Consider the following 25,030-nt stretch of genomic DNA (forward strand, 5'->3'; position numbering starts at 1 on the left):
GATTATTACACTGAAAGGTGTGTTACATGTTAAGTTGATTGAACCGCCGTGTACCGAACGGTACGCACGGTGGTGTGAGAGGTCGAAAATTCCTCATCAAGAGGAATTTTCTCCTACTCGATTACTTTCTGTAGGAAACCGGACGGCTGTGTATGCATTCGGAAGGTTATGTATTGAATGATCAATGTTCCGGACTGTGATAACGCGGATTTGGCATTGACTGCGGCCAGTCGGAGATATTGCCGTTCAGAATCGCGGTGAACATTTTATCGATCGCTCCCGGATTTTCTCGGTTGATCTGATGCATCAGATTTTTGGTATATTCGCGGCGGGTATGGCCATTGGCGGGACATGGACTTTTGGCGACAGGAAGATTTTGTTTTCGGGCAAAGCCGATGATATCCGGTTCGGTCATGTACAGCAGTGGACGGATAACCGTCAGGCCGGTTCGTTCGAGTTTTGTAACCGGAGGGAATGCATAGAAGTGGCCCTCGTAGATGAGAGACATCAGCATGGTTTCTACCAGGTCATCGCGATGATGTCCGTAGGCGATTTTATTGCAGCCGAGTTCCAGTGCCTTATTGTTCAGCGCACCCTTGCGCATTTTGGCACATAGCGAACAGGGGTTCTTTTCGTGACGTTGGTCGAAGATAATCGGGCCGATTTCTGTGGATACAATGGTATAAGGAATATTTAATTCATTACATAAACTTTTAACGGCATCCATATTGAAGTTACCGAGACCAAGGTCAACAGTTATAGCTTCAAGTTCAAAATGCTTTGGATAAAAGCGCTGAAGGCCTTTTAAGGCATATAACATAGTTAAACTGTCTTTGCCACCGGATACGCCGATGGCGATTTTGTCACCTTCATCGATCATTTTCCAGGTATCAATGGCCCGGCGTGTATAGCTGTATAATTGCTGCAGTTTCATAGTTTTAGATTGTTCCTTTCAATTGAGAGTACATGATGCCATATGGTGAATCATAGCAGTATGTGACAATTCATATTTAATGTATTTATAATGACAGCATTATTCTGTACATTGCATTTTACCGATTCTTTGATTATACACAGCTAAAACAACCTTGTCAAAGACAAATAGAAGTGACAGATATCATGTCGCAAAATCAATATTTTACGACATGATATTGCCTTTTAAAGGAGTTTAAGGTATAATGACTTTATTCAATCCAAAAAAGACGTTTTGATTGACATAATATTTTTATGGTAAACTGTTTTATATCTATTGCAATTATTTGCATGTTTTGAACAGTTTCATATTTGTGTACTGCTTCTTTGACTGTATAGCGCAGGCAGAATAATTTTAATGAATTATAGTGAGTAAATTTTTGGAGGTTTAACGGATGGCTGAATTATCATATAAGGATCAACAGGATTTAAAGAACATTGAAAAGATTCGTGAACATTTACAGATTTTGCCAAGATTCTGCGGTGAATACTTCAGATCTCTGGAAATCCGTAAAAGCACAAATACCCGTAAGAACTACGCTTATGATCTGGGTGTATTTTTTTATTTTCTTAAGACCAATAATCCCTATTTTAAGGATAAAGACATATATACGCTGCCTATTGAGGTCCTTGATATGATCACGGCTATGGATGTTGAGGAATATCTTTCTTATCTTGAATCTTATACAAAGGATGGCAAATTGTATACAAACCGTGAGGAAGGCAAGGCGAGAAAACTTTCATCACTGAAGTCTTTCTATGACTATTATTTCAAGAAGAACCTGATTAGGACCAATCCGCCTCGTCAGGTAGATGTGCCAAAAATCAAGAATAAGAATATTATCCGTCTGGATCCGAATGAAATTGCGCAGCTCCTGGATGAGGCGGAATCCGGTGAGAAATTATCCGGACGCCAGCTGGCGTCCCATGAGAAAACAAAAGTTCGGGATGTGGCAATTCTGACATTGCTTTTGGGAACAGGCATTCGTGTGTCAGAGTGTGTCGGTTTGAATCTTGAGGATGTGGATTTTAATAATGGTGCCATTCGAATCATTCGAAAAGGTGGTAATGAGGCGTTGATATACTTTGGTGATGAGGTCAGTCAGGCGCTGGAGGCTTATATGAACGGACCGAGAAAGACAGCCGAGCCTGCTGCCGGACACGAAGAAGCGCTCTTTATTTCTTTAAATAAGACACGTATTACAACTCGGTCTGTTGAGCGGCTGGTGAAGAAATATTCAAGACTTGTCACCACAGTTAAAAAAATAACCCCTCATAAGCTTCGAAGCACCTTCGGTACAGCGCTTTATCAGGAAACGGGGGATATTTATCTTGTGGCGGATACCCTTGGACATAAGGATGTCAACACCACCAAGAAACATTATGCAGCCATCGATGAACATAGACGCCGGATGGCTGCTAATGTTGTCAAACTCAGGGAAAGCTGAGTTTGATACAGGATGTTAAGAATTGCTCCTATCTGACAGATGCGATTTTTTAGTTGTCAGAAACGGGAACATCTCTTCCACTGCGCAGACTTTATCGGCCAGGCAGACAAGCCAGGCCTCTCTGGATGCAGGAATTTGGGTGATATTCAGAGGCCACATATGGCTTCTGATAATCTCCTTTTCCAGATTGTTCAGAGGATAAACTTTCTCAGCATTTCTGATGGCAATGCTGGCATGCCGTGTTCCATGATGCCATGGCCCGAGATGCTCGTCCTTTATGTCATACAGATAATAGTCATGAAACATACAAGCTACAGCCAGCGCTTTTTCATTGACTGTGATATGCCATTTCTCTGCTAATTGATAGCTCATAACAGCGACATGTCTGCAATGCTCATAGGTTGTTGTGAACCGATGTTGTTTGAATTTTTTTAGCTGCTGCAGACAGTCTTTATGCAGCAGTTCATTTAAAATGTCCCAGTACATATAATCACTTCTTTTTACTAATCTACTAACTAATAGAATTAAAAATGTCCGATCGTTTGGTAGCAGAAGTCTTCATCGAAACAGATAGTCATTATTAGGATGTTCTGCCGGAGCGGATCGGCAGCAATACGGACAATTGAATCTTGTGGTCATTCACTGCGGCGGCGGATATTTTTCCTTTATGCATTTGTACAACCGCCTGAGCGATGGATAAACCAATGCCGTAACCGCCGGTTTCAGAGTTTCTGGAAGTATCCATGCGGTAAAATCTGTCAAACAGATGTGTCAGTTGTTCCCTATTAAGCGCGTCTCTGGTTGTATTCACGACAAGCAGCCGGATATATTTGCCTTTTTTTTCGAGATTTAACTGAATGTAGCCGTTTTCATCGGAATATTTCAATGCATTATCAAGGAGAATGGAAGTCAGCCTGCGGATATTGTTTTCGTCCCCGTAAAAAGACAACATGGGTTGTATCTTCAGTGTAAGCTGTTTGGATTCTGTTCGAGCAAGCGCCTGAAAAGAGGCGGCAGTTTCACTGATCACTTCTGACAGTGGAAAATCGATCATCTGCGTCTGATTCTCTCCCTCTTCCATTTTGGCCAGATAGATGAGATCCTTTGTCAATTTGCTGAGACGTTCCGTCTGGATACGAATATCATCAATCCATTCATTGGGACCTGTATCCATTTCCAGGACTTCCGTATCTGCATTGATAATGGTAATCGGTGTTTTGATTTCGTGACCGGCATCCGTAATAAAACGTTTTTGTTTTTCATAGTTTTCGGAAAAAGGCTTGATGATATGCTTGGACAGTAAAATCATCAGTCCAAGTACCATCATCAGTCCAAGGCCGGATACGCCGCAGCTGATAAGCAGGACATTGCGAAAACTGTTAAGGCTTCTGCTGCAATCCAGGAAAATGATGCGGGTGTGGCTGTCACTGTCTGTTTCTGTCCGAAGATAACGATAAGCACTGAAAAAGCCTGTTCTCTTGCCGGACTGTAAGATCTCTTTCGCATACTCTCCTGCTTCTGAACTGTTTACAGCGGCAATTTTGCCTGTGTCTGTTGAGAGAACTGTTCCGTTTTCATCCAGAAGAACCGAGAAAAAACGGGATTCATAGGGAAGTTCCGGGGACTGCAGACGGGGATTGTTATTTCCCTTTGGAGGCTCTGCCTGTGTCACGTCGGATGCATTCTCTATTGAATCGGATTCACTGCCAGGGCCATTCGGCGAAAAAACGGGCGCTGTAGCTTCAGGGGATTGTTTGGTAATATCCGTCTGTGTGTTCTGTTGAGGAAACCGGCCGTTGTTGTCCTGAAGAATCGTCAGAATTCCGTCCGCATCTTGTACAATGCCGTGATAATTCAAAATGTTCACGATGCCAATGATTATGGTGATGACGATAAACAGAGATATCATGGCGGCTGAAATCAGTTTAAAACGCAGTTTTCGAATCATTGGATCTCCTCCAGCCTGTATCCGGCGTTGCGGATGGCACGTATACGGACGGAAGCATTCAGTGCAGTCAGCTTCTTGCGCAGGTAAGAAATATAGACCCATATGACACTCGGGTCTGCATCACTCTCGTATCCCCATATCTTTTCAAAAAGACGGTCAGATGAAATAACCTGTCCGGGGTTGGCCATTAAAAGTTCAAGCAGCTGAAATTCCTTATTGGTCAGCTGATATGAGCCTGAAGGTGAAGATAATTCAAAGGAAGTCTGATTAAGTGACAGATTGCCGAAAGACAGGGAGGATGTATTCTGCGTCATTTGTGTACGGGTCATGGCTCTGATGCGCGCCAGTAATTCCGGTGCAGCGAAAGGCTTTGTCAGATAATCATTGGCTCCGCTGTCCAGACCGAGAACGCGGTCATCGATTTCAGCCTTGGCGGTCAGCATCAAAACAGGTGTGTTGATGCCCTGACGACGTATTTCTTTTAGGACAGTCAGGCCGTCTTTTTTTGGCATCATAATGTCAAGAATGGCGCCGTCATAAGTACCGCATTCAAGGTAAGCAAGGGCTTCCTCACCGTCATAGACAGCATCCACTTCATAATGATTATTTTTCAAAATGGCGGTAATGGCCCTGGAGAGGGATTTTTCATCTTCTGCAAAAAGTAACCGCATGATGTTTATCTCCTTCATTTCTTTTTCTCAATGATAGGTCATTTGAGCGGGAATGTCAAATTATTTTCTTTTTTTAGTTTCATTTAAGGTTCGCACTGTACAATAATGTCATCTTAAAAAACGGAGGCGTTGATATTATTGAAAAATCAGATGATATTTAAAAGATATGAAATCAAATACCTGTTGACGTCAGAACAAAGACTGTCTATTCAGGAGGCAATGAAACCTTATATGCAGCTGGATGATTTTGGACATTCGGTGATCAGGAATATCTATTTTGATACAGATAACTACAGACTGGTCCGTCGCTCCATAGAAAAACCTGTTTATAAAGAAAAACTCAGAATGCGCAGTTACCGGAAAGCCGGGCAAAATGACAATGTATTTCTGGAACTGAAGAAAAAGTATCAGTCTGTTGTTTATAAACGAAGAATTCTGCTGCCGCAGAATGAAGCTTTTGGTCTGATTAACAATCCATCCGACATTCAAACAGATTCCCAGATTGAAAAGGAAATCATGTATTTTTGTGACTATTATCAGTCACTGAGGCCGGTGGTCTACATTTCTTATGAGCGTGAAGCCTATTACGCTACGAATGGCAGTGATTTTCGTGTTACTTTTGATGAACAGATTTTGAGCCGGACAGATAGGCTTTCCCTGGATGAAGAACCAGGTGGTCAGCCTATTCTGGCAAAAGGGATGTCGATTATGGAGATTAAAACACCGGGCGGTATGCCTTTGTGGATGACACAGTGTCTGACAAAGCAGCATCTTTACAAAATATCCTACTCTAAATATGGAACAGCTTATCAGCAAATGCTGATGGCAGCAGTGTAAAGAATTTCTGCCTGTAATAATTTCAGCAGTACATAAAAAATAAAAAAACAAAATAGCATTTTCAGGAGGATTTAATAAGTGGGAACATTATTTAGTGGAATTTTTGACAGTGAACTGGTGAGTGTGATCTCCTTTTCGGATTTTATGCTCTGTATGATGTGTGCGCTTGTTGTAGGGTTGATTCTGGCAGGAATGTATATGTATAAGAATCGATATACAAAAAGTTTTGTGGCAACCCTTGCACTGCTGCCGGCTATTGTGTGTGCAGTCATTATGATGGTGAATGGCAATGTAGGAACAGGGGTTGCAGTCGCTGGTGCTTTCAGCCTGGTCCGTTTTCGTTCCGTACCCGGCAGTGCCAGAGAAATCGGTGCCCTCTTTCTTGCCATGGGTTCCGGCATGATTGCCGGTATGGGATATCTGGCTTATGCGGTATTATTTGCAGTGCTCCTTGGCGGCATGAGCCTGATCTATAATAGAATAGATTTTGGTGAAAGAAAAAATGCGGCAAAATATAAAACTCTTCATGTCACGATACCAGAGGATTTAGACTATACGGGTGTATTTGATGAAATTTTTGCAGATTATGCTGAAAAATGGGAACTTGTCAATGTGAAAACAACAAACATGGGAAGTTTATATAAGCTGACATATAAGCTGACCATGCGAAATACAGATAAAGAAAAAGAAATGATAGATAGAATCCGCTGCCGTAACGGCAATCTGGAAATTAATGTTTCCAGACAGGATACAGTTGCTGCCGAACTATAGAAAGCGTGATAAACGAATGAAGTATTAGAGATGAATGTTTTAAATATAAGAAATGGTGAAAGAATTTAAACAAGGAGAAATATATGAAACGTGGAATGAGGAAAACAGCGGCGGCTTGCTGCATTGCATTGCTGCTGCTCTCCGGTTGTGGGAAAACAGCAGGAAACGTCAATTCAGATACAGCTGATTCTTCGGCGGTGACAGAACAGTCGGGTTCTGAAGAATCAGCGGTTAGTCAGAGTGATACAGATATAGACAGTATGTTTACGGACAGGGATAAAGAGGTAGGTTATGATGAGGAGAAATGTGTGGCTATCACTTTGTCAGATGATGGCAGCAGCTGTGACAATACATCAGTTGCCATAGATGGCCAGACAATAACCATCACAGAAGAAGGCACTTATCTTCTCTCCGGCTCTCTGTCCAATGGCTCAGTGGTTGTTGCAACAGATGAAAATGTAAAAGTTCGTCTGATATTCAACGGTGTTGTCATTAATAATGACAGTTCAGCGGCTATTTATGTTCAATCGGCAGATAAGGTTTTTATCACTCTTGCGCCAGACAGTGAGAATATGCTCAGTAATGGCGGTACATATGAAGCTGTTGATGATAATAATATTGACAGCGTGATATTTTCAAAATCAGATTTAACACTAAATGGCAGCGGCAGCCTGACGGTTACGGCTAAGGCGGGGCATGGTATTGTTTCAAAAGATGATTTAGTAATTACAGGCGGTACTTATGCTATCACAGCGGCTAGTCAGGGGCTTTCGGGCAAAGACAGCATTCGTATTCTGGATGGCGATTTTACGATTGCATCAGGTAAAGATGCACTCTATTCGGAGAATGAAGACAATGCGGAAAAAGGATTTGTCTATATTGCAGGTGGTAATTTTAATTTGACAGCATCCGGGGATGGCATCAGTGCATCAGGAAATATGACGCTGCTGGATGGCATGTATACCATGACAACAGGCGGAGGCAGTGAAAATGGCAAGGACCATCAGGAAGGCGGACCAGGAGGTTCAGGCGGCCTGGGCGGCATGGATAACCCTGGCGACGACATGATGACTTCTGGAGAACGTCCGAAGGAAAACCGTGGAGAAATGTCGGACAACGATCAGATGACGCCGCCGTCAGATGATCAGCAGCCATCGGGACAGATGATGGAGCAACCGGACAGATCGGATGAAGAAACTGAAACAGATGAAGAAATTGAAACAGAAGAAACAACCGGTACAAAAGGTATCAAAGCCAAAGGCAATTTAATTATCTCCGGAGGTACATATACGATTAACGCGGCTGATGATGGCATACATTCAAACAGCAATATCACAATCAATGGTGGTACATTGGCGATTGCATCCGGAGATGATGGTGTCCACGCGGACGGTCAGGTGATAGTAAATGACGGCACGATTGCTATATCAGAAAGTTATGAAGGTATTGAAGGTAATGAAAAGATTCTGATTGTCGGCGGCCAGATTACACTTACATCCAGTGATGACGGTTTCAATGGTGATACGATTGAAATCAGCGGCGGCCATACGGAAATAGATGCAGAAGGTGATGGTATTGATGCTAACGGAATCCTGACGGTTTCCGGCGGTGAAACTTATGTTTCCGGACCTACAGGTGATGGCAACGGTGCCCTTGATTATGAAACCGATGCAGTCATTACAGGCGGTATTTTAGTTGCAGCAGGTTCTTCAGGCATGGCGGTGAATTTTGGTAATAATTCGACGCAGGGGTCTGTTCTGGTGAACATGGATCGTCAGGAGGCAGGAACAGATATCGTTCTGACAGATGCATCAGGAACAGAGCTGATAAACTGGCAGACTTCTAAGGAATACACTTCCGTTGTGGTTAGCTGTCCTGGAATTGCTCAGGGTGAAAGTTATACATTGAAAGCCGGAACATCCAAGACAACGGTTACTATGGATAGTTTGATTTATGGTACAGGTAATACTATGGGAAGATAAAAATACGCACCCGGGAGTCTAGGCTCTTGGGTGCGTATGGCTGTATATATCCCGGATTCTTCCGGTGTTCATCTTAAGGTAAATCTGTGTCGTAGAAATATCGGAATGACCGAGCATTTCCTGAACGGAACGCAGATCAGCACCATTTTCAAGAAGGTGCGCAGCAAAAGAATGACGCAGCGTATGCGGTGTGATATCTGATTCAATGCCGGCCTTTGCAGCGTATTGTTTCAAAATCTTCCAAAATCCCTGCCGGCTCATTGGCTGCCCGCTGTAGTTTGGAAAGAGAATCGCGCTGCTGTCATCGGAAATCATGGCGGGACGTGCCTGCTTCAAATACTGACGCAGGGAAATGCGAGCAACACTGCCAATGGGAATGATGCGCTCTCTTCCACGCTCGGAACAGCGAATATAACCGGCCTGTACATTGATGTCATCAATTGTCAGGGAAACGAGCTCACTGACCCGGATGCCTGTTGCATACATCAACTCCAACATAGCCTTGTCACGAAGCTCCTTGTTATTGCGCCCAGCAGGCTGTTCCAGAAGCCTTGTTACTTCGGCAACAGTTAATACCTCCGGGGCCTTTTTCTCGATTTTCGGGGCCTTAAGCCTTGCTGCAGGGTTGCCCTGATGGTTCTCATATCGTTCAAGATAATCAAAAAAAGATTTCAGAGCGGCAATATTTCTTGAAATGGTGGATGTGGCAAACTGTTTCTGTTCCATCATGAGAATATAAGCATTCATGGTCGTCTCATTCACATCGGTCAGATCGACAACAACCTGAGCGTCAAGAAAAGCCGCGAACTTCTCAAGATCCCGCTTGTAGGATAAAATGGTATTGCGGGAGGATTTCCTGACCGCTTCAAGATAATGTATAAAATTGTCTAATTGTTGTTCCATTGCTTTGCCGCCTCTTTAGTTTCTTAATAATATGAGTATGATACCAGGGTCAAAAGGTCAGAAGGACGATGCAAGCTTGCTTGCAAAAGGATTTTTGACCTCTTGACCCGCCAAAAACATGAGTAAGTAGCCATTTTTCAAAGAAAAATGAGCGGATTACGAATGTTTTTGAGGATTGCGAGAGTGCAAAGCACGTAGCAATCTGGTATCAAAGGGGTCAAAATACTTTTTGACCCCAACATCATGAGTATTATTATAGTCAAATGTGAACAAAAAATCAAATTATTTTTTGTTATAAAAGTAATTGAATACCATATTGCAGTAAAACGGGATTAAAAGCCCATTCTACTGCAGTGCCGATTGTCCAGAGCAATAAACCGATAACGAGAAGTCGTTTGTTAATGGGCAGCAGATGATCCGTAAAACCGGCAGTCATGCGCCAGGTCGCATAAAGAGCCGGGACATAAAAACAGACCTGAGGCAGGAGTCGGAAAATACACAAGATCAGGCCGGTGATACCGTATTCAAAAGCTGATAAAAGTCCCACAGTACCATAAATAAAACCGATATACCAGAAATACAGATGACAGAAGATTTTTCTTCTGGTTTTGAATGTCAGTGCAATAAGCAAATAAAAAGGAATACACCGGCATAGAAAAAGATAAATAAAAAATCCGCTGTCTGTTGTGAAATCCAGGATAAAGCGGTCATAATCTGACTGGCAGAAAAATGTTGAAGGAGAACTGCCCTGTGTCATCAGCAATAAAACAATTGATAGCAGTATGCCCATGGTCAGATCCAAAAGCCATGGATGATAAAATAAATACGAACGAATAAAAATCCCCCCTGATTCAGCATAGTATATGCAAAATTCAGAGGGGATATGTGCATTGGCTCAAAATTCATGTAAATGGGACTACATATTTCTGCAGCGGTCACAGACAGCAGAAACTGCCTCGATCAAGCTGCTTCTGAAGCCGGAAGCTTCAAGTGCAGCAACAGCAGCAATGGTCGTTCCGCCCGGGGAGCAGACTTTGTCTTTGAGGACACCTGGATGCTCCCCTGTTTCAAGAACCATCTTGGCGGAGCCTAAAACAGCCTGGGCAACAAATGTGTAGGCTTTGTCCCAAGGCATGCCGTATTTTACAACACCATCAGCTAATGCTTCAATCATCATATAGATAAAAGCCGGTGAACTTCCGCTGGCTGCGGTAACAGCATCCATAAGATTCTCAGGAACGGTTTCAGTCTTTCCGAAAGAAGTAAAGAACTGCATTAATTCCTGGCGTTCCGTATCTGAAAAAACATCCTCAGACCAGGAAAGACCTGTCATGCCCTCACCTACCATTGCCGGCGTATTTGGCATGGCACGGATAATACGCGCAGATGCACCGAGTGACTGCTTCAAATCTGCAATTGTATAGCTTGGCGCCAGAGAAATGATAATTCGTGAGTCATCAAGTACTGGCTGTATCTCTTTTAAAACACCGTCATAAAACTGTGGTTTGACAGCAAGAATAATGTATCTGGACTGTTCGGCGCATGCGCGGTTGCTGTCAATCCAAACAGCGCCGGTTTCCAGTGACAAAGCTTTGCCTTTGACAGCATCTTTTCTTGAGAAAGCAAGGGTGCTGGCGGGAAAAACAGACAGACATCCCTTGAGCATTGCTGATCCCATATTACCCATGCCGATAAAACCAAACTGATACATTGTCTTACGCCTTTCTTATTCGTCCCAGTTATGATATACGTTCTGAACGTCGTCGTCTTCATCAAGAAGATCAAGAATACGGTTCATTTTCTTAATATCATCTTCGTTTGTCAAAGTAGCCCATGTCTGAGGAACCATTGTTACCTCGGCCTCAGCCATTGGAATGCCTTCTTTCTCAAGGGCATCACGTACAGCGCTGAAATCATCAGGATCTGTAATGATCTCATAAGAATCTTCTTCATCACTGAAATCTTCAGCACCTGCATCAAGGGCGATCATCATCAGATCATCAGCATCCATATCGCATTCTTCCTTGTCAATGATGATCTGGCCTTTCTTGTCAAACATGAAAGATACACAGCCACTTGTACCAATGGAACCGCCGCCCTTTGTGAAAGCACTTCTTACATTGGCAGCTGTACGGTTGCGGTTGTCAGTCAGTGTCTCTACGATAATGGCAACGCCGCTTGGGCCATAGCCTTCATATGTATTATTCTCATAGTTAACAGAACCAAGGTCGCCTGCAGCCTTCTTGATACCACGTTCGATTGTATCGTTCGGCATGTTGTTGGCTTTCGCCTTGGCAATAACATCACGCAGTCTGCTGTTATTGTTCGGGTCTGAACCGCCCTCTTTAACAGCTACAGCCAATTCACGGCCAATAATTGTGAAAATCTTACCTTTAGCAGCATCATTCTTTTCTTTTTTATGCTTAATATTCGCAAATTTCGAATGTCCTGACATAATTACACTCCTATCTCGTACTAATAATATCAACCTATTTATTCTATCATTTGTTTCAGCAAGAATCAACCCGTAATTTTGGTAACCTTTACAAGGCTGATGGCGTTATCTTTGACATTCATGACTTTAAATGTATAGCCATCGATATCAATGCTGGCAAATTCATTATTCTGCGGAATATGTTCCAACTTGGAAATCAGAAGGCCGTTCAGTGTTTCAAAATTATCATCAAATGTAATGCCAAGAGTACGGGTGATGTCTTCTAGTGGGGTCAGGCCTTTCATCAGATAGGCACCGCCGATAATCTGGATGTTGTCTTCATCGGGATCATATTCATCAAGGATATTACCGACGATTTCTTCAAGAATATCTTCCATGGCTACAAGTCCGCAGGACTGACCGTATTCATCCACAACAATAGCCATATGCATCTTTTTAGCCTGCATTTCACGGAAAAGCGAATTGATATTCTGGGTATCCGGTACAAATACCGGCTTACGCATAACTTCTTTGATGGAGGTATCCGTTTCACCGCTGACAATCAGACGCATGACATCCTTTAAGTGGAGAATACCGATAATATTGTCTGTATCATTCTCAAAAACCGGATAACGGGAGTAGCGTTCCCGGGCCATGATTTCTGCGGCTTCGCTGAGGGAAAGACTGCAGTCCACGGCACAGATATGACGTCTGTGCGTCATAATATCAGAGACTTCCTTGTCATCGAACTTGAAAATGTTGCTGATCATCTCAGCTTCACTGGCTTCAATTACGCCCTGCTCATGACCTTCGCTGACCATCATGATGATCTCCTCTTCTGTCACATTCTCCTCAATATCCTTCGGATTAATGCCGGCAAGGCGGACAAGAAGGCCGACAGAGCCATTGATGAGTGCAACAAAAGGTCTGCAGAGCGTACTGATCAGTGTCACGATACGAATGGCGGAATAAGCCCATTTCTCAGCATACTTAAAAGCCAGACGTTTTGGAAAAAGAATGCCGAAAACAGTGACAAAATAAATAATAATCAGACAGACGAGCAGGTGACTGATAACTGCAGCAGGCCAATACATCAACCGTGCCTGGGTCATCAGGAGAAATGTCAGGTCCGTAAAGAAAGGCCGTGCAACAAATGCGCCGGCGATAATCGTCACGGCTGCACCGATCAGATCAATGGTACTCATAAAGGCAGCAGGCTGTCCGACAAAACGCAGAATCCTGGCAGCACGGCTGTCGCCTTCCTCTTTCTTCTTGGTTAAAACGGACTCATTGACAGCGGAAACAGCTACTTCTGTTCCGGTAAAAGCTGCATCAATTAACAATAAAATAATAAATATGACGATCCGTATAATGGGGTGTCCATCGTCCATGAAAATAATCTCTCCTTTTTGTAGTGTTTTATAAAAATATATCAGATTTGAAGTTGTTCGTCAAATAAAAAAGCTGTCCCTTTAAGAGACAGCCCCGGAATTATGTATCCAGTTCAAGACTGATGCTTAATGCACGGTCTACTTTTTTGAGAATTTCATTGTCCAGATGACAGACTTTTTCTTTCAGGCGTTTCTTGTCAATGGTACGTACCTGTTCAAGGAGAACAACGGAATTCTTGATAAGCCTGTACTTTTCAGCATCCAGTTCCACATGGGTAGGCAGCTTGGCCTTATTCATCCGTGATGTTATGGCAGCACAGATGACAGTCGGGCTGTGGCGGTTGCCGGTGTCATTCTGAATAATGAGTACTGGCCGTACCCCGCCCTGTTCTGAACCGATCACCGGCCGGAGATCAGCATAATAGATATCGCCTCTTTTAATAATCACGCATATCACACTCCTGATAAACTATAAGGCTATTATTCCCGTTTATCGGAAGTGTATTCATCAGGACTGCGAAAATCTCTGATTATCACCGAAGATAATTCACGATATCGACAACTTCACCGTCACGATAGTAAACACGCGGTACACGGCGATTGATATCGCATACAAATTCGTAATTAAAGGAATTGTTGATGGCGGCAACTTCTTCTACAGGAATGGATTCGCTGCCTTGAGAGCCCACAAGAACGACTTCATCGCCTTGTTTGATCTCATAATCAGCATCTGTAACGTCAACCATCAGCTGATCCATACAGATACGGCCGATGATCGGCCAGGACTGACTGCCAATCAAAACGCGGCCTTTATTGGATAATGCTCTTGGATAGCCATCGCCGTATCCAATGGAAACAGTAGCAATTTTGGTTGGACGCTGACAGACATAAGTAGCTCCATATCCGACGGTGGTGCCCGGTTCCACGGTCTTTACATAGATGACATGGCTCTTCAGCCGCATCACAGGTTCCAGTTTGATAACTTCTCTGTCAACTTCATCAGAAGGATACAGACCGTAGATAATAATGCCGGCACGGGCCATATTCATGCGCATGCCAGGGTATTTGATAATGGCTGCACTATTTGCACAATGTTTGATCGGAATATGAACGCCGTTTTTCTCAAGACGGTCGATGACGTTGTCAAAACGTTTCAGTTGTTTAAATGTCATATGATCATCTTCGCAGTCTGCACAGGCAAAATGTGTGAAAATACCGTCGATACGGATATTCTTAAGCAGAGAATTGATCATAACAATACCCTGAACAGTGGCCTCGATACTCTCAGCATCGGATTTGAAGCCGATTCTGCTCATTCCTGTATCCAGTTTAATATGCACATCGGCAACTGTGTGCATGGCGTTTGCAACAGCATCAAAATCTTTGGCCATGCTGTATGTAAAAATAGCAGGCATGATATGATGGGTGATCATATCTGCATACTGTTCTTTGGCAACAAAACCGAGAACAAGGATTGGCTGGATAATACCGTTATTTCGCAGTTCAATACCCTCATCAACAGTTGCAACAGCAAAACCGTAAGCGCCCATTGCAGCTAATTCACGGGCAAGGACAATAGAGCCATGGCCGTAGGCGTTTGTTTTGATGACACACATAAGCTTGGTATCACCGAGAACAGCCTGAATTTCCTGGATATTATGTTTCAGTGCGTCTAAATTAATCTCGGCGCAGGCACGATAAGTGTTTTTCATATTTTCCTCCAAATTAAGCATTGCTTTTTAGTCTAAAGTGATCTCTTTCAATAATTCGGGGATAGCATTTAAAACATCAGAAGCTGTCATTGAATGAAATCCTTTGTTGAAAGCTGCCGTATCTCCCGCGCATCCATGAAGATAGACACCCAGACGGGCGGCTTCGGATAATGGCATGTGCTGGGCACAAAGCCCGGCAATGATTCCTGTAAGAATATCACCGCTTCCGCCTGTTGCCATGCCATTATTGCCTGATAAATTGATATATATTGTTTCGGAATTATCAATAATCATTGTTCTTGTATCTTTCGCAATACATATTACACCATATTCACGCGTAAATGTTTCACAAACTTGTACCAGATTTTCTTTAAGATATTGGATATTATGGCCAGTTAATCGTGAAAGTTCCTTCATATGAGGCGTAATGACCGTTGGAACCGTGGATTTTGACAGCCACTCCATGTTTTTTGACAGGATATTCAGTCCGTCAGCATCAATGATCAGAGGAATCTTGATATCCGAGGCTGTTACTGTTCTGACAATATTTTCGGAAGCAGCATTTTGACCAAGCCCCGGTCCAAGTATAATGGCCTGATAATTGTTCAGCTGATCGGAAAGCGCTGAAAGGTCAGGGGCTGTATCAGGATAAGTTTTCAAAACAGCTTCAGGCAAAAGCTGCTGAAGAATACAGCGATTACTCTCCGGAGTATAAAGTGTGACAAGCCCTGCCCCCATTCTGTATGCAGCAAGTGCGGAAAAATAAGCAGCGCCCGCCATATTCTTGCTGCCTGCGATAACCAGCACATGACCGTAAGTTCCTTTGTGAGAGTCTGCATATCGTTTTGGAAGTCGTTTGTAATCTTCTTTGGTATAGGTGATGTATTGCAGACCTATGGTTTTTGCAGCTGCCGGATCAAAACCGATATCCCGGCAGATGACTTTGCCGGCACAGGATGCACCGGGATAAAGAACAAGTCCCTTTTTGATATAGCCGAAGGTGACGGTTCTGTCTGCATGGACAGCGGTTCCCATGATCTGACCACTGTCGGTATGGATACCGGAGGGGGTATCTACAGCAATGACTTTGCTGCCGTTTTCGGATGCACTGTTGACGGCGGTGATCCAGTCCTTATAAGTGCCTGTCACAGGACGGTCAAGGCCGATACCAAAGATGGCATCGATGATTATATTATATGCGTCAAGGTCCGTGTCATTGCTGATCGGGACTGACAAATTCTCGGCAATAGACAACTGTTTCTGACAATCCGGTGACATCTTTTCTCTTCGGCCTGCGAAGAAAATCGTGACATCATATCCTCTGCTGTGAAGAATTCGGGCGGCAGCGATGCCGTCACCGCCATTGTTGCCGCTGCCACATACAGCTGCGATCCGGACGGCAGGAAGCTTCAGTTGTGCAGCCACTTGTGCAGTCTCTTCAGCAATGGTCAGGGAAGCCCGTTCCATAAGGACAAGAGATGGAATGCCGGTGTGTTCAATTGTATACGTATCAATGGCTTTGGCCTGTCTGCCTGTGACAAGATATTCCATAGTGCTTATCTCCTTTTAAACAGAAAATTAGCTGAAGAGCCAACCATTGACGCTTCAGCTAAAAAATCAGTATCCAGTTCATTAATCATCCATATAGGAATGATAGCTGTATTTCTCTTTGCCGCGGTTGCGGAAGTTATAAGATAATGTCATCAGACTCTCGTCAAGATGGACATTCTTCACACAGACGTCATCTGACACATGCAGATCTGTTGGCGCAAAGTTCCAGATTGCGCGGATACCCCATTCTTCCAGCTGGCTGGCGAGCGTACGCGCATTCTTCTTCGGAACGGTCAGCGTTGCAACGTGAATCTCATGGGTCTTGATAAATTCTTCCAGCTCGTCCACCATTTTGATCTCTATGCCATGTACAGCGAGACCTTCAAGACGTGGGTTGGCATCAAAAATACCGATAACCTTAAAACCGATACGGTCAAAGTCATAGTTAGCTAATGCCTGACCAAGATTGCCGGCACCGATAATGATCATATTCTGGATTGTGTTCAATCCGAGAATCTTCCCGATTTCTTCGAAGAGATATTCGACGTTATAACCGTAGCCCTGCTGCCCGAATCCACCGAAATTGTTAAGATCCTGGCGGATCTGTGAAGCCGTCACTTTCATTCGGATACTTAATTCCTTTGACGAAATTCTAACAACATTATTCTCTAGTAATTCGCCCAAATATCTGTAATATCGTGGTAATCTACGGATTACTGCTGATGATATACCTCTTTCTGACATTTCAATCACTCCTGTTTTCTATATTTCGTATACGTATCTTCATTCTAACCATTTATACAGATAGAGATATGTACAAAAAATCTGATAATAAATTCACAATAGTCGATGCTATACATGTTTATTATAACGGAATGATATTTTATTGTCAATCAATGTTTTATTATAAACGTATGAATAAATGTAATAAACGTATTCCGTATTGTTTAATTCAAAGCTTGAAACAATTTCCATGAAACGTTATAATGAAAAGTAAAGTTTAAAAACAGGAGGAGTTTCATATGATACTATCTTGCCAGCAGATTAGTCTGGCCTTTGGAACAGAGGTTATTCTTGACAAGATTTCATTCCATATAGAAGAACATGAGAAAACAGCCATTGTCGGCATTAATGGTGCCGGAAAATCCACGTTGCTGAAGATTATTATGGGCGAACTGACACCGGATTCCGGTGAAGTGATTATCAGCAGAGGTAAGACCATTGGTTACCTGGCCCAGCATCAGGATATCCATTCAGAGGCAACAATTTATGAGGAAATGATGAAGGTCCGTGAGAATGTTGTGCGGATTTATGACAAGCTCCGTCAGCTTGAATTGGATATGAAGCATGCAGATGAGGATAAACTGCCAGAGATGTATGCAGCCTATGATCGCCTGAACCATGCCTTTGAGCAGGAAAATGGATATGCCCTTCAGAGTGAAGTGACCGGCGTATTAAAGGGACTGGGTTTTACTGAGGAGGATTTTAATAAGAAGGTATCTTCTCTCTCGGGAGGACAGAAAACGCGAATTTCCCTGGGATGTCTGCTTTTGACGAAACCGGATATTATTCTGCTGGATGAACCGACGAATCATTTGGATATGAAGGCGATTGCCTGGTTGGAGACATTTTTGCAGAATTATAAGGGTGCTGTGATCATTGTTGCCCATGACCGGTATTTTCTGGATCGTATTGTTACCAAGGTTGTTGAGATTGAGAACCATAAGGCGAGAATGTACAGCGGCAACTACTCTGCTTTTGCGGAGAAGAAAGCACAGATCCGGGATGCTGAATTGAAGGCCTGGATGAATCAGCAGCAGGAAATTAAACATCAGGAGGAAGTAATCGCCAAGCTGAAATCCTTTAATCGCGAGAAATCCATTAAACGTGCCGAGAGTCGCGAGAAGATGCTTGAGAAGACCGAACGTCTTGAAAAGCCTCAGGAAGTCAATGCCTATATGCATTTGTCCCTGATACCGGATGTGCAGAGCGGTAATGATGTGCTTCACATTGAAGGCCTGAGCAAAGCCTTTGGGGAGCAGCGTCTTTTCTCTAATATCGATATTGATATTAAACGTTCAGAAAAGGTGGCACTGATCGGGGATAATGGCACCGGCAAGACAACGATCCTGAAGATTATCAATCAGGTTATTCCTGCTGATAAAGGTCTTGTCCATTTGGGCAGTAATGTCCATATTGGTTATTATGATCAGGAACATCAGGTTCTGGATATGAATAAGACGATTTTTGATGAGATTTCCGATACATGGCCGTCTATGACCCATACCCGTATTCGTAATGTATTGGCGGCGTTTCTTTTTACAGGCGACGATGTATTTAAATATATCCGTGACTTGAGCGGCGGTGAACGCGGGCGTGTTTCTCTGGCCAAGCTGATGCTCTCTGATGCCAATCTTCTGATTCTCGATGAACCAACTAACCATTTGGATATTATGTCCAGAGAGATTCTTGAGAATGCACTGCGCTCCTACAGCGGTACAGTTCTTTTTGTTTCGCATGACCGATATTTTATCAACCAGGTTGCAACAAGAATTCTGGAATTGTCGGAAAACGGTCTGGCGAATTATAACGGCAATTATGATTATTATGTTGAGAAACAGCTGAATCCCTCTGCAACAGAGTCTTCCGGTGAATCCGTTGCCTCAGAGACAGTGACGACGGAGACTGTCAGTACAGCCAAAATGGACTATAAACAGCAGAAAGAACTGCAGGCAAAGGAAAGAAAACGTAAGAACCAGCTGAAGAAAACAATGGAGCGGATCGATGCCATTGATGCCAGATTAAAGGAACTGGATGAACTCCTTGTTCAGGAAGATGTTTATACCAATGTCAGCCGTCTTATGGAGATCAACAAAGAAAAAGAAGCTTTGGATGAAGAACAGCTGACATTAATGGAATTATGGGAAGAGCTGGAGGGCGACGATGACAGCCTGGATTAATGACTGCCGCACCTGCCGTCCAGACATTCCGGGATGTGAAAGAATCCCCAGCCCTGATAGGATTTTGGGTAATTCAGAGGTCGGGCGCTTTTTAAAAGACAGCGCTTGACCTCTTTGTTTGTTAAATCCGGATATTTATTAAGTATCAGGGCGATTCCTCCGCTGACAACCGGGGAGGCCATGGAAGTGCCGCTGCGGATGGCATAAGGATGAGCAGGCAGATGACCGCAGGAGCAGATTCTGAAACCAGGAGCGAGAATTTCAGGTTTACAGATGCAGGTACGCGTTGGTCCCCTTCCGGAAAAGAGACAGCTGCTTGAGGGGTGTTCCGGGACCGTAATTTCATGCGTGGCACCGACGGTAATAATCTTTTTGCTTGTTCCGGGGGATGTGACACTTCCGGAGGCCGGACCGTTATTGCCGGCTGCCGCAACGACAGTCAGTCCTCTGTCCCAGGCATATTCGGCGGCATCTATGAGCATTCGGCTCTCTGTTGTCTCCTCTCCGGCTTTGGCACCAATGGAGATATTCAGGATGTGAATGTGAAAACGGGAACGGTTTCTGACGGTCCATTCAATGGCACGACAGACGGTTTCAGCGGTGCCGTTTCCTTTACTATCCAGAATTTTCAGGATGATCAGATGGGCCCTGGGAGCCATGCCCATATATTTCCCTTCAGATAAATAGCCGCTGCCAGCGATAATTCCGGCAATATGCGTACCGTGTCCATTGTCATCATAAGGTGTCTGGCGATGGTTGACAAAATCACGGAATGCCGTAATGCGGCTGCCATGATTCATAAAATCCGGATGGGGATAGATACCGCTGTCTAAAACAGCAATGCCAATACCGGAACCATAGAGATTTTGTTTATATGCGGAATCGGTGCCTGTACGCTGTCGAACGATATTCAATATGAACCCCTTTTAGATAGAAAGAACCGTTTATTTATCATATTCATAAAGCTGAAAAAGTAGACAAAAAATAATCCTGCAGGCAGCACCAAGGCCGATTGCAGGATTATTTTTTGTCTGTATGGTTATGTGACGGATCTGCAGCAGCTACAGAGGATCAAAACCGTCTGTTATTTGTTTGCGTAAACAATGCCTTTCTTACTGTCCACAGTTACGAAAGCGCCCTGTTTCAGGATTTCTGTTGCATTCTTAGCTTCAAGAAGAACTGGAATATCAAGGCTCATGCCTACGACTGCTGCATGGGATGAAAGACCGCCTTTTTCAACAATGAGGGCAGATGCTGTACGAAGTTGCGGCATCATCTCATTATTGGTTTCTTCAATAACAATGATATCACCCGGTTTGTAGTTATGGAGCAGTTCGCTGGCTGTCTTGCATACACAGAGATTGCCAGAAACAACCTTGTCGTTGATGCTCTTGCCCTTCATCAGGACATGGCCGACAACATGGACTTTGATAAGGTTTGTTGTACCGGAAACACCAAGAGGTACACCGGCTGTGATAACAACAACTTCACCCTGCTGAACAATGCCTGTTTTCTCAGCAGTATCAACGGCCAGGTCAAAGAGCTGATCTGTGTTCTCCTCAAGCTGGCACATCATGATCGGTGTTACACCCCAGGAAAGGTTCAGCTGACGATAAGCCTTTTTATTCATGACACAAGCAACAACAGCACATTCCGGACGATACTTGGAAACCATGCGTGCGGTGAAGCCGGATTTCGTAACACTGATGATGGCAGATGCATTCAAATCCATTGCTGTTGTACAGCAGGCATGGGAAATGGCATTTGTGATATCAGGGTTTACAAGTGTTGTTCTCTCTTTAAAACGCTTGCGGTAGTTGATGGAAGCTTCTGTACTTTCAGCAATCTTCACCATTGTCTGAACGGCTTCGATCGGATAAAGACCTGCAGCTGTTTCGCCGGAAAGCATGATGGCACTTGTACCGTCATAGATGGCATTGGCAACGTCTGTGGCTTCTGCACGCGTCGGGCGAGGGTTCTTCATCATGGAATCAAGCATCTGTGTAGCTGTGATAACAACTTTGCCGGCTTCGTAAACTTTCTTGATGATCATCTTCTGCAGTACAGGTACATCCTCAAATGGAATTTCAACACCCATATCACCACGAGCTACCATGATACCATCTGATACACGGATAATCTCATCAATGTTCTGAACACCCTGCATATTCTCAATCTTGGAGATGATCTTGATATCTGTTCCGTTATGATCCTCGAGAATCTTGCGGATATCAAGAACGTCCTGCGCGTTTCTTACGAAGGATGCTGCAATGAAATCATAATCGTTTTCTACTGCAAAAACGATATCATCATAGTCTTTCTGGCTGATATAAGGCATTGTCAGATGGCAGTCAGGTACATTGACGCCTTTGTTGTTGGATACAGCACCGTTGTTTAATGCGCGGCAGATGATATCTGTATCTGTTTTCTTGATAACAGATAATTCAATGAGACCATCATCGATCAGAATTCTGCCGCCAACCTGTACGTCGTTGATCAGATTCTTGTAGGTGATGCTGACGATATCCTGTGTACCTTCAATATCTCTTGTTGTCAGTGTGAATGTATCGCCTGTATGCAGTTCAATTCTGTCATTTTTAAACTTGCAGACACGGATTTCAGGACCCTTTGTGTCAAGCAGGGCTGCAACAGGAAGATTCAGTTCTTCTCTGACTTTCTTGATAATATTCAGTGTTGCAAGATGGGATGCATGATCACCATGGGAAAAATTCATACGTGCAACATCCATGCCGTTCAACATGAGCTGTCTGATTTTTTCTTCATTATTTGTTGCAGGACCGAGTGTACATACGATTTTTGTTTTTCTCATTACCATTTTTTCTCCTTTTGTTGTCATTCGATTTAGTAAAAACATGTAGATTTACATCTGATAGATGCCGCGCTGTTTTAAAGCGGCAATAGCGGCAACAACAGTTGCTTTGTCTTCTTTATAGGTGACGCCGTACCATTTGTCATTGGAGTGCAGAACCTGCACCGTTGCTTTATTGTCAGCAAGGAGGCTGCTTACAACGGATGGCAGGAAGTATTCTGCCTTAAGCGGATTCTTCGGCATTTCATTGGTGAGGAAATCTGAAAACTGTTTTTTAAGCTCTGCCATGAAGCTGGCAGAAAAGCCCCACATATTCATCGATACGCGTTCATCCGGTGAAATCGGAATCAGTGTCTGTCCGTCATCCTCGGAATAGGCAGCACCATCCGGTGTCATAACGATATAGGTGCGCTCACAGATGCCAGTCAGATAACCTTTTGAATCAACGGTGCAGACACCACGGGAAACATGTCCGTTCTCCGTTAATGTATTGCCAAGTCGATAGCCGACCATTGTGTATCTGTAGCGGCTGTCATCTTCATGGGTTGTCAGATAATCATAGATCATCTTGAAGGCTTCCGGACCATAATAGTCGTCTGCGTTAATAACGGCAAACGGGCCATCCAGGATATCGATACAGCTGAGAACAGCATGCCCGGTTCCCCATGGTTTTATGCGGCCTTCAGGCACCGTAAATCCATCAGGAATATTCTCAAGTTCCTGAAAAACATAAGCAACTTCCATAAGTCCCTCTGCTCTTTTGCCGATGGTCTCACGGAAAATCTGTTCGTTTTCTCGTTTAATAATAAAGATCACCTTTTCGAAGCCTGCGCGGACAGCATCATAAATGGAAAAATCAATGATGATATGTCCATCGGAATCGATGGGGTCAATCTGTTTCAACCCGCCATAACGGCTGCCCATGCCGGCTGCCATAATTACAAGTACAGGTTTCTTCATTTGTCAGTTCCCTCCCTGTATTAGTCTTTCCAATACTGCGACTAAATATCTTCAGAGCTATTTTATCATAACAAATCTGAAAATTCACCTACTTTGTGAAAAATTTTTCAATTCTGTTCAATAATAACTACGATTCGCCTTTTCTATGATGTTTATCAGTGGTTCATTTAGCATATCAGATAGAATCAGCAGTGATCCCATTGACGGTTTGCATACTTTTGTTTCCCATAAATGGATTGTATTGGTACTTACGCCGAGACGATCTGCCAGCTCCTGCTGTGTAATATTATTTCTGACACGATATGATTTCAATGAATAGCCCAGTTCTGTCATTTGACTGTCAATAATCATTGCGTTTCCTCCCTCATCTTCATTCTTTCTGTTGTTGTCCTTTGATTGAAGTCACCTCATCCATGGATTTTGCGGTAAACCTATTCTATCACAGAAGGAATAAAAAACATGTCGAAATAAAATAAGTATTCTATTAAATTTTCCTATTGTCTTTCAGCTTTTTAATCAAATATAAAACAGGAGGCGTGTTTTTTCGATTAAAAGAATCAATCTTCATGACCGAAAAGTATTTTGGAGGCAGATTGTGGAGAAATTCTTCTACAGCCGCTTTCTCTTCTGCACCGCCGGGATGGCCGTAATAAGATAAAACAGCACCGCCGCCATCTGTCTCCGTTATGGAAAGTGCAGCTTCAATTGCTTCCAGTGTCGAGGTACCTTTTGTTATAACGGTGGGATCACCATCCGGCAGGTAACCGAGATTAAAGACAAAAAATCGGATTGGATGATCAATATACTGTTTTAAATGGCTGTGGGAATCAAGGATCAGGCGGGCCGGAGTCAGCAGGTGTTCTTCTGCCAGAAGCGCCTCTGTTCGTGAAAGTGCTTCCGGCTGAATGTCGAAGCTGTAAACAGTGCCTGTATCTCCGGTAAGACGGCACATATACGCGGTATCATGTCCGTTGCCCATGGTGCAGTCGCAGACGGTATCACCGGGACGGATCTGTTCATCCATGCACTGATGGATGATGTCAATCATTTTTAAACGGGTTATTTCAAACATTTTATGTACTCCTTAGGAACGGGGACAATCTTTGCCCCATAAGATATATCAAACATGGATGTGGAGGCTAAAATCATGAGTGATTTAGCTGCAACAGGATGCTGCAATGACTGCGGCTGCAACGGGTTAACAAATAATAACGGAAATGGCTGCGGAGGCGGCAATAACTGGATCTGGATCCTGATTCTTCTTTGCTGCTGCAACGGCAGCAATGGCTGTGGCTGCGGAGGCTGCGGTAATGACAGCTGCGGATGCGGCAATAATAACTGGATCTGGATTCTGATTCTTCTCTGCTGCTGCTGCAATAACTAAAAATTAAAGCCGGATGACCTGTTTCAAGGGGCCCTTTTGGGGCCTCTTTTGTATAACCAATGATCTTTTTATGCAGGTGTGGAAATATGCCTCAGTTCCTTTGCTGCGGCAGATATCCGTGCCTGGCGGCGCAGTGTTTATCTATTTCGTAAATCGTGTTCTCATCTTCAACAATGAAAGTTTCGCTGTCCTGTCGGATAATTTTGGAATGCGGATGCATAGACGTTTCCTCATTGTGAAAAGGATACCCGGATACGGATTTTTGTTTGTCCATCT

The 25,030-nt window shown here is 43.6% G+C and carries 25 protein-coding genes; 6 read left to right on the forward strand and 19 right to left on the reverse strand.

Annotation, left to right across the window (positions count from 1 at the left end):
* Positions 1–181: 181 nt before the first annotated feature.
* Positions 182–934 carry a tRNA lysidine(34) synthetase gene (locus tag NBH03_RS04130; RefSeq protein ID WP_250797422.1) on the reverse strand — a complete coding sequence of 251 codons (753 nt, stop codon included), beginning with the start codon at positions 932–934 and terminating at the stop codon, positions 182–184.
* 433 nt (positions 935–1,367) lie between these two features.
* On the opposite strand from NBH03_RS04130, the gene NBH03_RS04135 reads away from it, so the two are divergent.
* Positions 1,368–2,420: a tyrosine-type recombinase/integrase gene (locus NBH03_RS04135; protein WP_250797434.1), complete on the forward strand. Its 1,053-nt coding sequence runs from the start codon at positions 1,368–1,370 to the stop codon at positions 2,418–2,420.
* A 15-nt stretch (positions 2,421–2,435) separates the two neighbouring features.
* Here the strand turns inward: NBH03_RS04135 and NBH03_RS04140 are convergent, their stop codons facing one another.
* From NBH03_RS04140 to NBH03_RS04150, 3 genes are all read right to left on the reverse strand, one after another.
* Complete coding sequence (locus tag NBH03_RS04140) at positions 2,436–2,906, reverse strand: HD domain-containing protein (RefSeq protein WP_250797435.1); 471 nt, start codon at positions 2,904–2,906, stop codon at positions 2,436–2,438.
* A gap of 94 nt (positions 2,907–3,000) precedes the next feature.
* Positions 3,001–4,368 carry a sensor histidine kinase gene (locus tag NBH03_RS04145; protein ID WP_250797436.1) on the reverse strand — a complete coding sequence of 456 codons (1,368 nt, stop codon included), beginning with the start codon at positions 4,366–4,368 and terminating at the stop codon, positions 3,001–3,003.
* Positions 4,365–5,039, reverse strand: a complete 675-nt coding sequence (locus NBH03_RS04150) for a response regulator transcription factor (RefSeq protein ID WP_250797438.1) — start codon at positions 5,037–5,039, stop codon at positions 4,365–4,367. The genes NBH03_RS04145 and NBH03_RS04150 overlap by 4 nt, the downstream gene beginning before the upstream one ends.
* Positions 5,040–5,189: 150 nt before the next feature.
* Between NBH03_RS04150 and NBH03_RS04155 the strand changes: the two genes are divergently transcribed.
* The 3 genes from NBH03_RS04155 (at position 5,190) to NBH03_RS04165 (ending at position 8,629) form a co-directional block, all read left to right on the forward strand.
* Positions 5,190–5,876 carry a polyphosphate polymerase domain-containing protein gene (locus NBH03_RS04155; RefSeq protein ID WP_331476057.1) on the forward strand — a complete coding sequence of 229 codons (687 nt, stop codon included), beginning with the start codon at positions 5,190–5,192 and terminating at the stop codon, positions 5,874–5,876.
* Between the two features lie 78 nt (positions 5,877–5,954).
* Positions 5,955–6,647 (forward strand): DUF4956 domain-containing protein, encoded by a 693-nt coding sequence (locus NBH03_RS04160; RefSeq protein WP_250797445.1) that lies wholly within the window; start codon positions 5,955–5,957, stop codon positions 6,645–6,647.
* 83 nt (positions 6,648–6,730) lie between these two features.
* Entirely contained in the window at positions 6,731–8,629 is a 1,899-nt protein-coding gene (locus NBH03_RS04165; protein WP_250797447.1) for a carbohydrate-binding domain-containing protein, read from the forward strand.
* A gap of 18 nt (positions 8,630–8,647) precedes the next feature.
* Here NBH03_RS04165 and xerD read toward each other — a convergent pair whose 3' ends face one another.
* From xerD to NBH03_RS04210, 9 genes are all read right to left on the reverse strand, one after another.
* Complete coding sequence (gene xerD, locus NBH03_RS04170) at positions 8,648–9,532, reverse strand: site-specific tyrosine recombinase XerD (protein WP_250797448.1); 885 nt, start codon at positions 9,530–9,532, stop codon at positions 8,648–8,650.
* A gap of 292 nt (positions 9,533–9,824) precedes the next feature.
* Entirely contained in the window at positions 9,825–10,322 is a 498-nt protein-coding gene (locus NBH03_RS04175) for a hypothetical protein (RefSeq protein WP_015514215.1), read from the reverse strand.
* Between the two features lie 126 nt (positions 10,323–10,448).
* Positions 10,449–11,243 (reverse strand): pyrroline-5-carboxylate reductase, encoded by a 795-nt coding sequence (gene proC / locus NBH03_RS04180; protein WP_250797450.1) that lies wholly within the window; start codon positions 11,241–11,243, stop codon positions 10,449–10,451.
* Between the two features lie 15 nt (positions 11,244–11,258).
* Positions 11,259–11,987 carry a YebC/PmpR family DNA-binding transcriptional regulator gene (locus NBH03_RS04185; RefSeq protein ID WP_015514217.1) on the reverse strand — a complete coding sequence of 243 codons (729 nt, stop codon included), beginning with the start codon at positions 11,985–11,987 and terminating at the stop codon, positions 11,259–11,261.
* A 65-nt stretch (positions 11,988–12,052) separates the two neighbouring features.
* On the reverse strand, positions 12,053–13,357 hold the full coding sequence (locus NBH03_RS04190; RefSeq protein WP_215689315.1) for a hemolysin family protein: 1,305 nt from the start codon (positions 13,355–13,357) through the stop codon (positions 12,053–12,055).
* 100 nt (positions 13,358–13,457) lie between these two features.
* Complete coding sequence (locus tag NBH03_RS04195) at positions 13,458–13,805, reverse strand: type II toxin-antitoxin system PemK/MazF family toxin (RefSeq protein ID WP_117526902.1); 348 nt, start codon at positions 13,803–13,805, stop codon at positions 13,458–13,460.
* An 85-nt stretch (positions 13,806–13,890) separates the two neighbouring features.
* Complete coding sequence (alr, locus tag NBH03_RS04200) at positions 13,891–15,069, reverse strand: alanine racemase (RefSeq protein ID WP_117540105.1); 1,179 nt, start codon at positions 15,067–15,069, stop codon at positions 13,891–13,893.
* A gap of 27 nt (positions 15,070–15,096) precedes the next feature.
* Positions 15,097–16,620 (reverse strand): NAD(P)H-hydrate dehydratase, encoded by a 1,524-nt coding sequence (locus tag NBH03_RS04205; protein WP_250797451.1) that lies wholly within the window; start codon positions 16,618–16,620, stop codon positions 15,097–15,099.
* Between the two features lie 81 nt (positions 16,621–16,701).
* A complete protein-coding gene (locus NBH03_RS04210) occupies positions 16,702–17,364 on the reverse strand; it encodes a redox-sensing transcriptional repressor Rex (RefSeq protein ID WP_208728615.1) in 663 nt (220 codons plus the stop codon).
* Positions 17,365–17,642: 278 nt separating this feature from the next.
* Between NBH03_RS04210 and NBH03_RS04215 the strand changes: the two genes are divergently transcribed.
* The gene (locus NBH03_RS04215; RefSeq protein WP_250797453.1) at positions 17,643–19,580 is read left to right on the forward strand and encodes an ABC-F family ATP-binding cassette domain-containing protein; all 1,938 of its coding nucleotides are present in this window, start codon (positions 17,643–17,645) and stop codon (positions 19,578–19,580) included.
* Here the strand turns inward: NBH03_RS04215 and NBH03_RS04220 are convergent.
* From NBH03_RS04220 to mnmM, 5 genes are all read right to left on the reverse strand, one after another.
* Positions 19,577–20,494, reverse strand: coding sequence for a S8 family peptidase (locus NBH03_RS04220; RefSeq protein ID WP_250797459.1), 918 nt, complete (start codon positions 20,492–20,494; stop codon positions 19,577–19,579). The genes NBH03_RS04215 and NBH03_RS04220 overlap by 4 nt on opposite strands.
* 170 nt (positions 20,495–20,664) lie before the next feature.
* Positions 20,665–22,410 (reverse strand): pyruvate kinase, encoded by a 1,746-nt coding sequence (gene pyk, locus NBH03_RS04225; RefSeq protein ID WP_215689311.1) that lies wholly within the window; start codon positions 22,408–22,410, stop codon positions 20,665–20,667.
* Between the two features lie 51 nt (positions 22,411–22,461).
* Complete coding sequence (locus NBH03_RS04230; RefSeq protein ID WP_117540093.1) at positions 22,462–23,370, reverse strand: sugar phosphate nucleotidyltransferase; 909 nt, start codon at positions 23,368–23,370, stop codon at positions 22,462–22,464.
* A 117-nt stretch (positions 23,371–23,487) separates the two neighbouring features.
* Positions 23,488–23,721, reverse strand: a complete 234-nt coding sequence (locus NBH03_RS04235) for a helix-turn-helix transcriptional regulator (protein ID WP_117526912.1) — start codon at positions 23,719–23,721, stop codon at positions 23,488–23,490.
* A gap of 133 nt (positions 23,722–23,854) precedes the next feature.
* Complete coding sequence (mnmM, locus tag NBH03_RS04240; protein ID WP_250797464.1) at positions 23,855–24,442, reverse strand: tRNA 5-(aminomethyl)-2-thiouridylate-methyltransferase MnmM; 588 nt, start codon at positions 24,440–24,442, stop codon at positions 23,855–23,857.
* 75 nt (positions 24,443–24,517) lie between these two features.
* Here mnmM and NBH03_RS04245 point away from each other — a divergent pair, with 75 nt between their 5' ends.
* Positions 24,518–24,754 (forward strand): hypothetical protein, encoded by a 237-nt coding sequence (locus NBH03_RS04245; RefSeq protein WP_015514227.1) that lies wholly within the window; start codon positions 24,518–24,520, stop codon positions 24,752–24,754.
* 91 nt (positions 24,755–24,845) lie between these two features.
* Here NBH03_RS04245 and NBH03_RS04250 read toward each other — a convergent pair whose 3' ends face one another.
* Complete coding sequence (locus NBH03_RS04250) at positions 24,846–25,028, reverse strand: hypothetical protein (RefSeq protein WP_015514228.1); 183 nt, start codon at positions 25,026–25,028, stop codon at positions 24,846–24,848.
* Positions 25,029–25,030: the final 2 nt, after the last annotated feature.

This window comes from Coprococcus intestinalis (assembly GCF_023656595.1).
Classification (GTDB): domain Bacteria; phylum Bacillota; class Clostridia; order Lachnospirales; family Lachnospiraceae; genus Coprococcus_A; species Coprococcus_A intestinihominis.

Coding starts and splice junctions, on each gene's coding strand:
- proC (WP_250797450.1), bottom strand. CDS start 11,243: ATGTATCAGTTTGGTTTTATCGGCATGGGTAATATGGGATCAGCAATG.
- NBH03_RS04145 (WP_250797436.1), bottom strand. CDS start 4,368: ATGATTCGAAAACTGCGTTTTAAACTGATTTCAGCCGCCATGATATCT.
- NBH03_RS04245 (WP_015514227.1), top strand. CDS start 24,518: ATGAGTGATTTAGCTGCAACAGGATGCTGCAATGACTGCGGCTGCAAC.
- NBH03_RS04250 (WP_015514228.1), bottom strand. CDS start 25,028: ATGGACAAACAAAAATCCGTATCCGGGTATCCTTTTCACAATGAGGAA.
- mnmM (WP_250797464.1), bottom strand. CDS start 24,442: ATGTTTGAAATAACCCGTTTAAAAATGATTGACATCATCCATCAGTGC.
- NBH03_RS04135 (WP_250797434.1), top strand. CDS start 1,368: ATGGCTGAATTATCATATAAGGATCAACAGGATTTAAAGAACATTGAA.
- NBH03_RS04175 (WP_015514215.1), bottom strand. CDS start 10,322: ATGGGCATACTGCTATCAATTGTTTTATTGCTGATGACACAGGGCAGT.
- pyk (WP_215689311.1), bottom strand. CDS start 22,410: ATGAGAAAAACAAAAATCGTATGTACACTCGGTCCTGCAACAAATAAT.
- NBH03_RS04190 (WP_215689315.1), bottom strand. CDS start 13,357: ATGGACGATGGACACCCCATTATACGGATCGTCATATTTATTATTTTA.
- NBH03_RS04155 (WP_331476057.1), top strand. CDS start 5,190: ATGATATTTAAAAGATATGAAATCAAATACCTGTTGACGTCAGAACAA.
- alr (WP_117540105.1), bottom strand. CDS start 15,069: ATGAAAAACACTTATCGTGCCTGCGCCGAGATTAATTTAGACGCACTG.
- NBH03_RS04185 (WP_015514217.1), bottom strand. CDS start 11,987: ATGTCAGGACATTCGAAATTTGCGAATATTAAGCATAAAAAAGAAAAG.
- NBH03_RS04205 (WP_250797451.1), bottom strand. CDS start 16,620: ATGGAATATCTTGTCACAGGCAGACAGGCCAAAGCCATTGATACGTAT.
- xerD (WP_250797448.1), bottom strand. CDS start 9,532: ATGGAACAACAATTAGACAATTTTATACATTATCTTGAAGCGGTCAGG.
- NBH03_RS04235 (WP_117526912.1), bottom strand. CDS start 23,721: ATGATTATTGACAGTCAAATGACAGAACTGGGCTATTCATTGAAATCA.
- NBH03_RS04150 (WP_250797438.1), bottom strand. CDS start 5,039: ATGCGGTTACTTTTTGCAGAAGATGAAAAATCCCTCTCCAGGGCCATT.
- NBH03_RS04165 (WP_250797447.1), top strand. CDS start 6,731: ATGAAACGTGGAATGAGGAAAACAGCGGCGGCTTGCTGCATTGCATTG.
- NBH03_RS04130 (WP_250797422.1), bottom strand. CDS start 934: ATGAAACTGCAGCAATTATACAGCTATACACGCCGGGCCATTGATACC.
- NBH03_RS04215 (WP_250797453.1), top strand. CDS start 17,643: ATGATACTATCTTGCCAGCAGATTAGTCTGGCCTTTGGAACAGAGGTT.
- NBH03_RS04210 (WP_208728615.1), bottom strand. CDS start 17,364: ATGTCAGAAAGAGGTATATCATCAGCAGTAATCCGTAGATTACCACGA.
- NBH03_RS04230 (WP_117540093.1), bottom strand. CDS start 23,370: ATGAAGAAACCTGTACTTGTAATTATGGCAGCCGGCATGGGCAGCCGT.
- NBH03_RS04140 (WP_250797435.1), bottom strand. CDS start 2,906: ATGTACTGGGACATTTTAAATGAACTGCTGCATAAAGACTGTCTGCAG.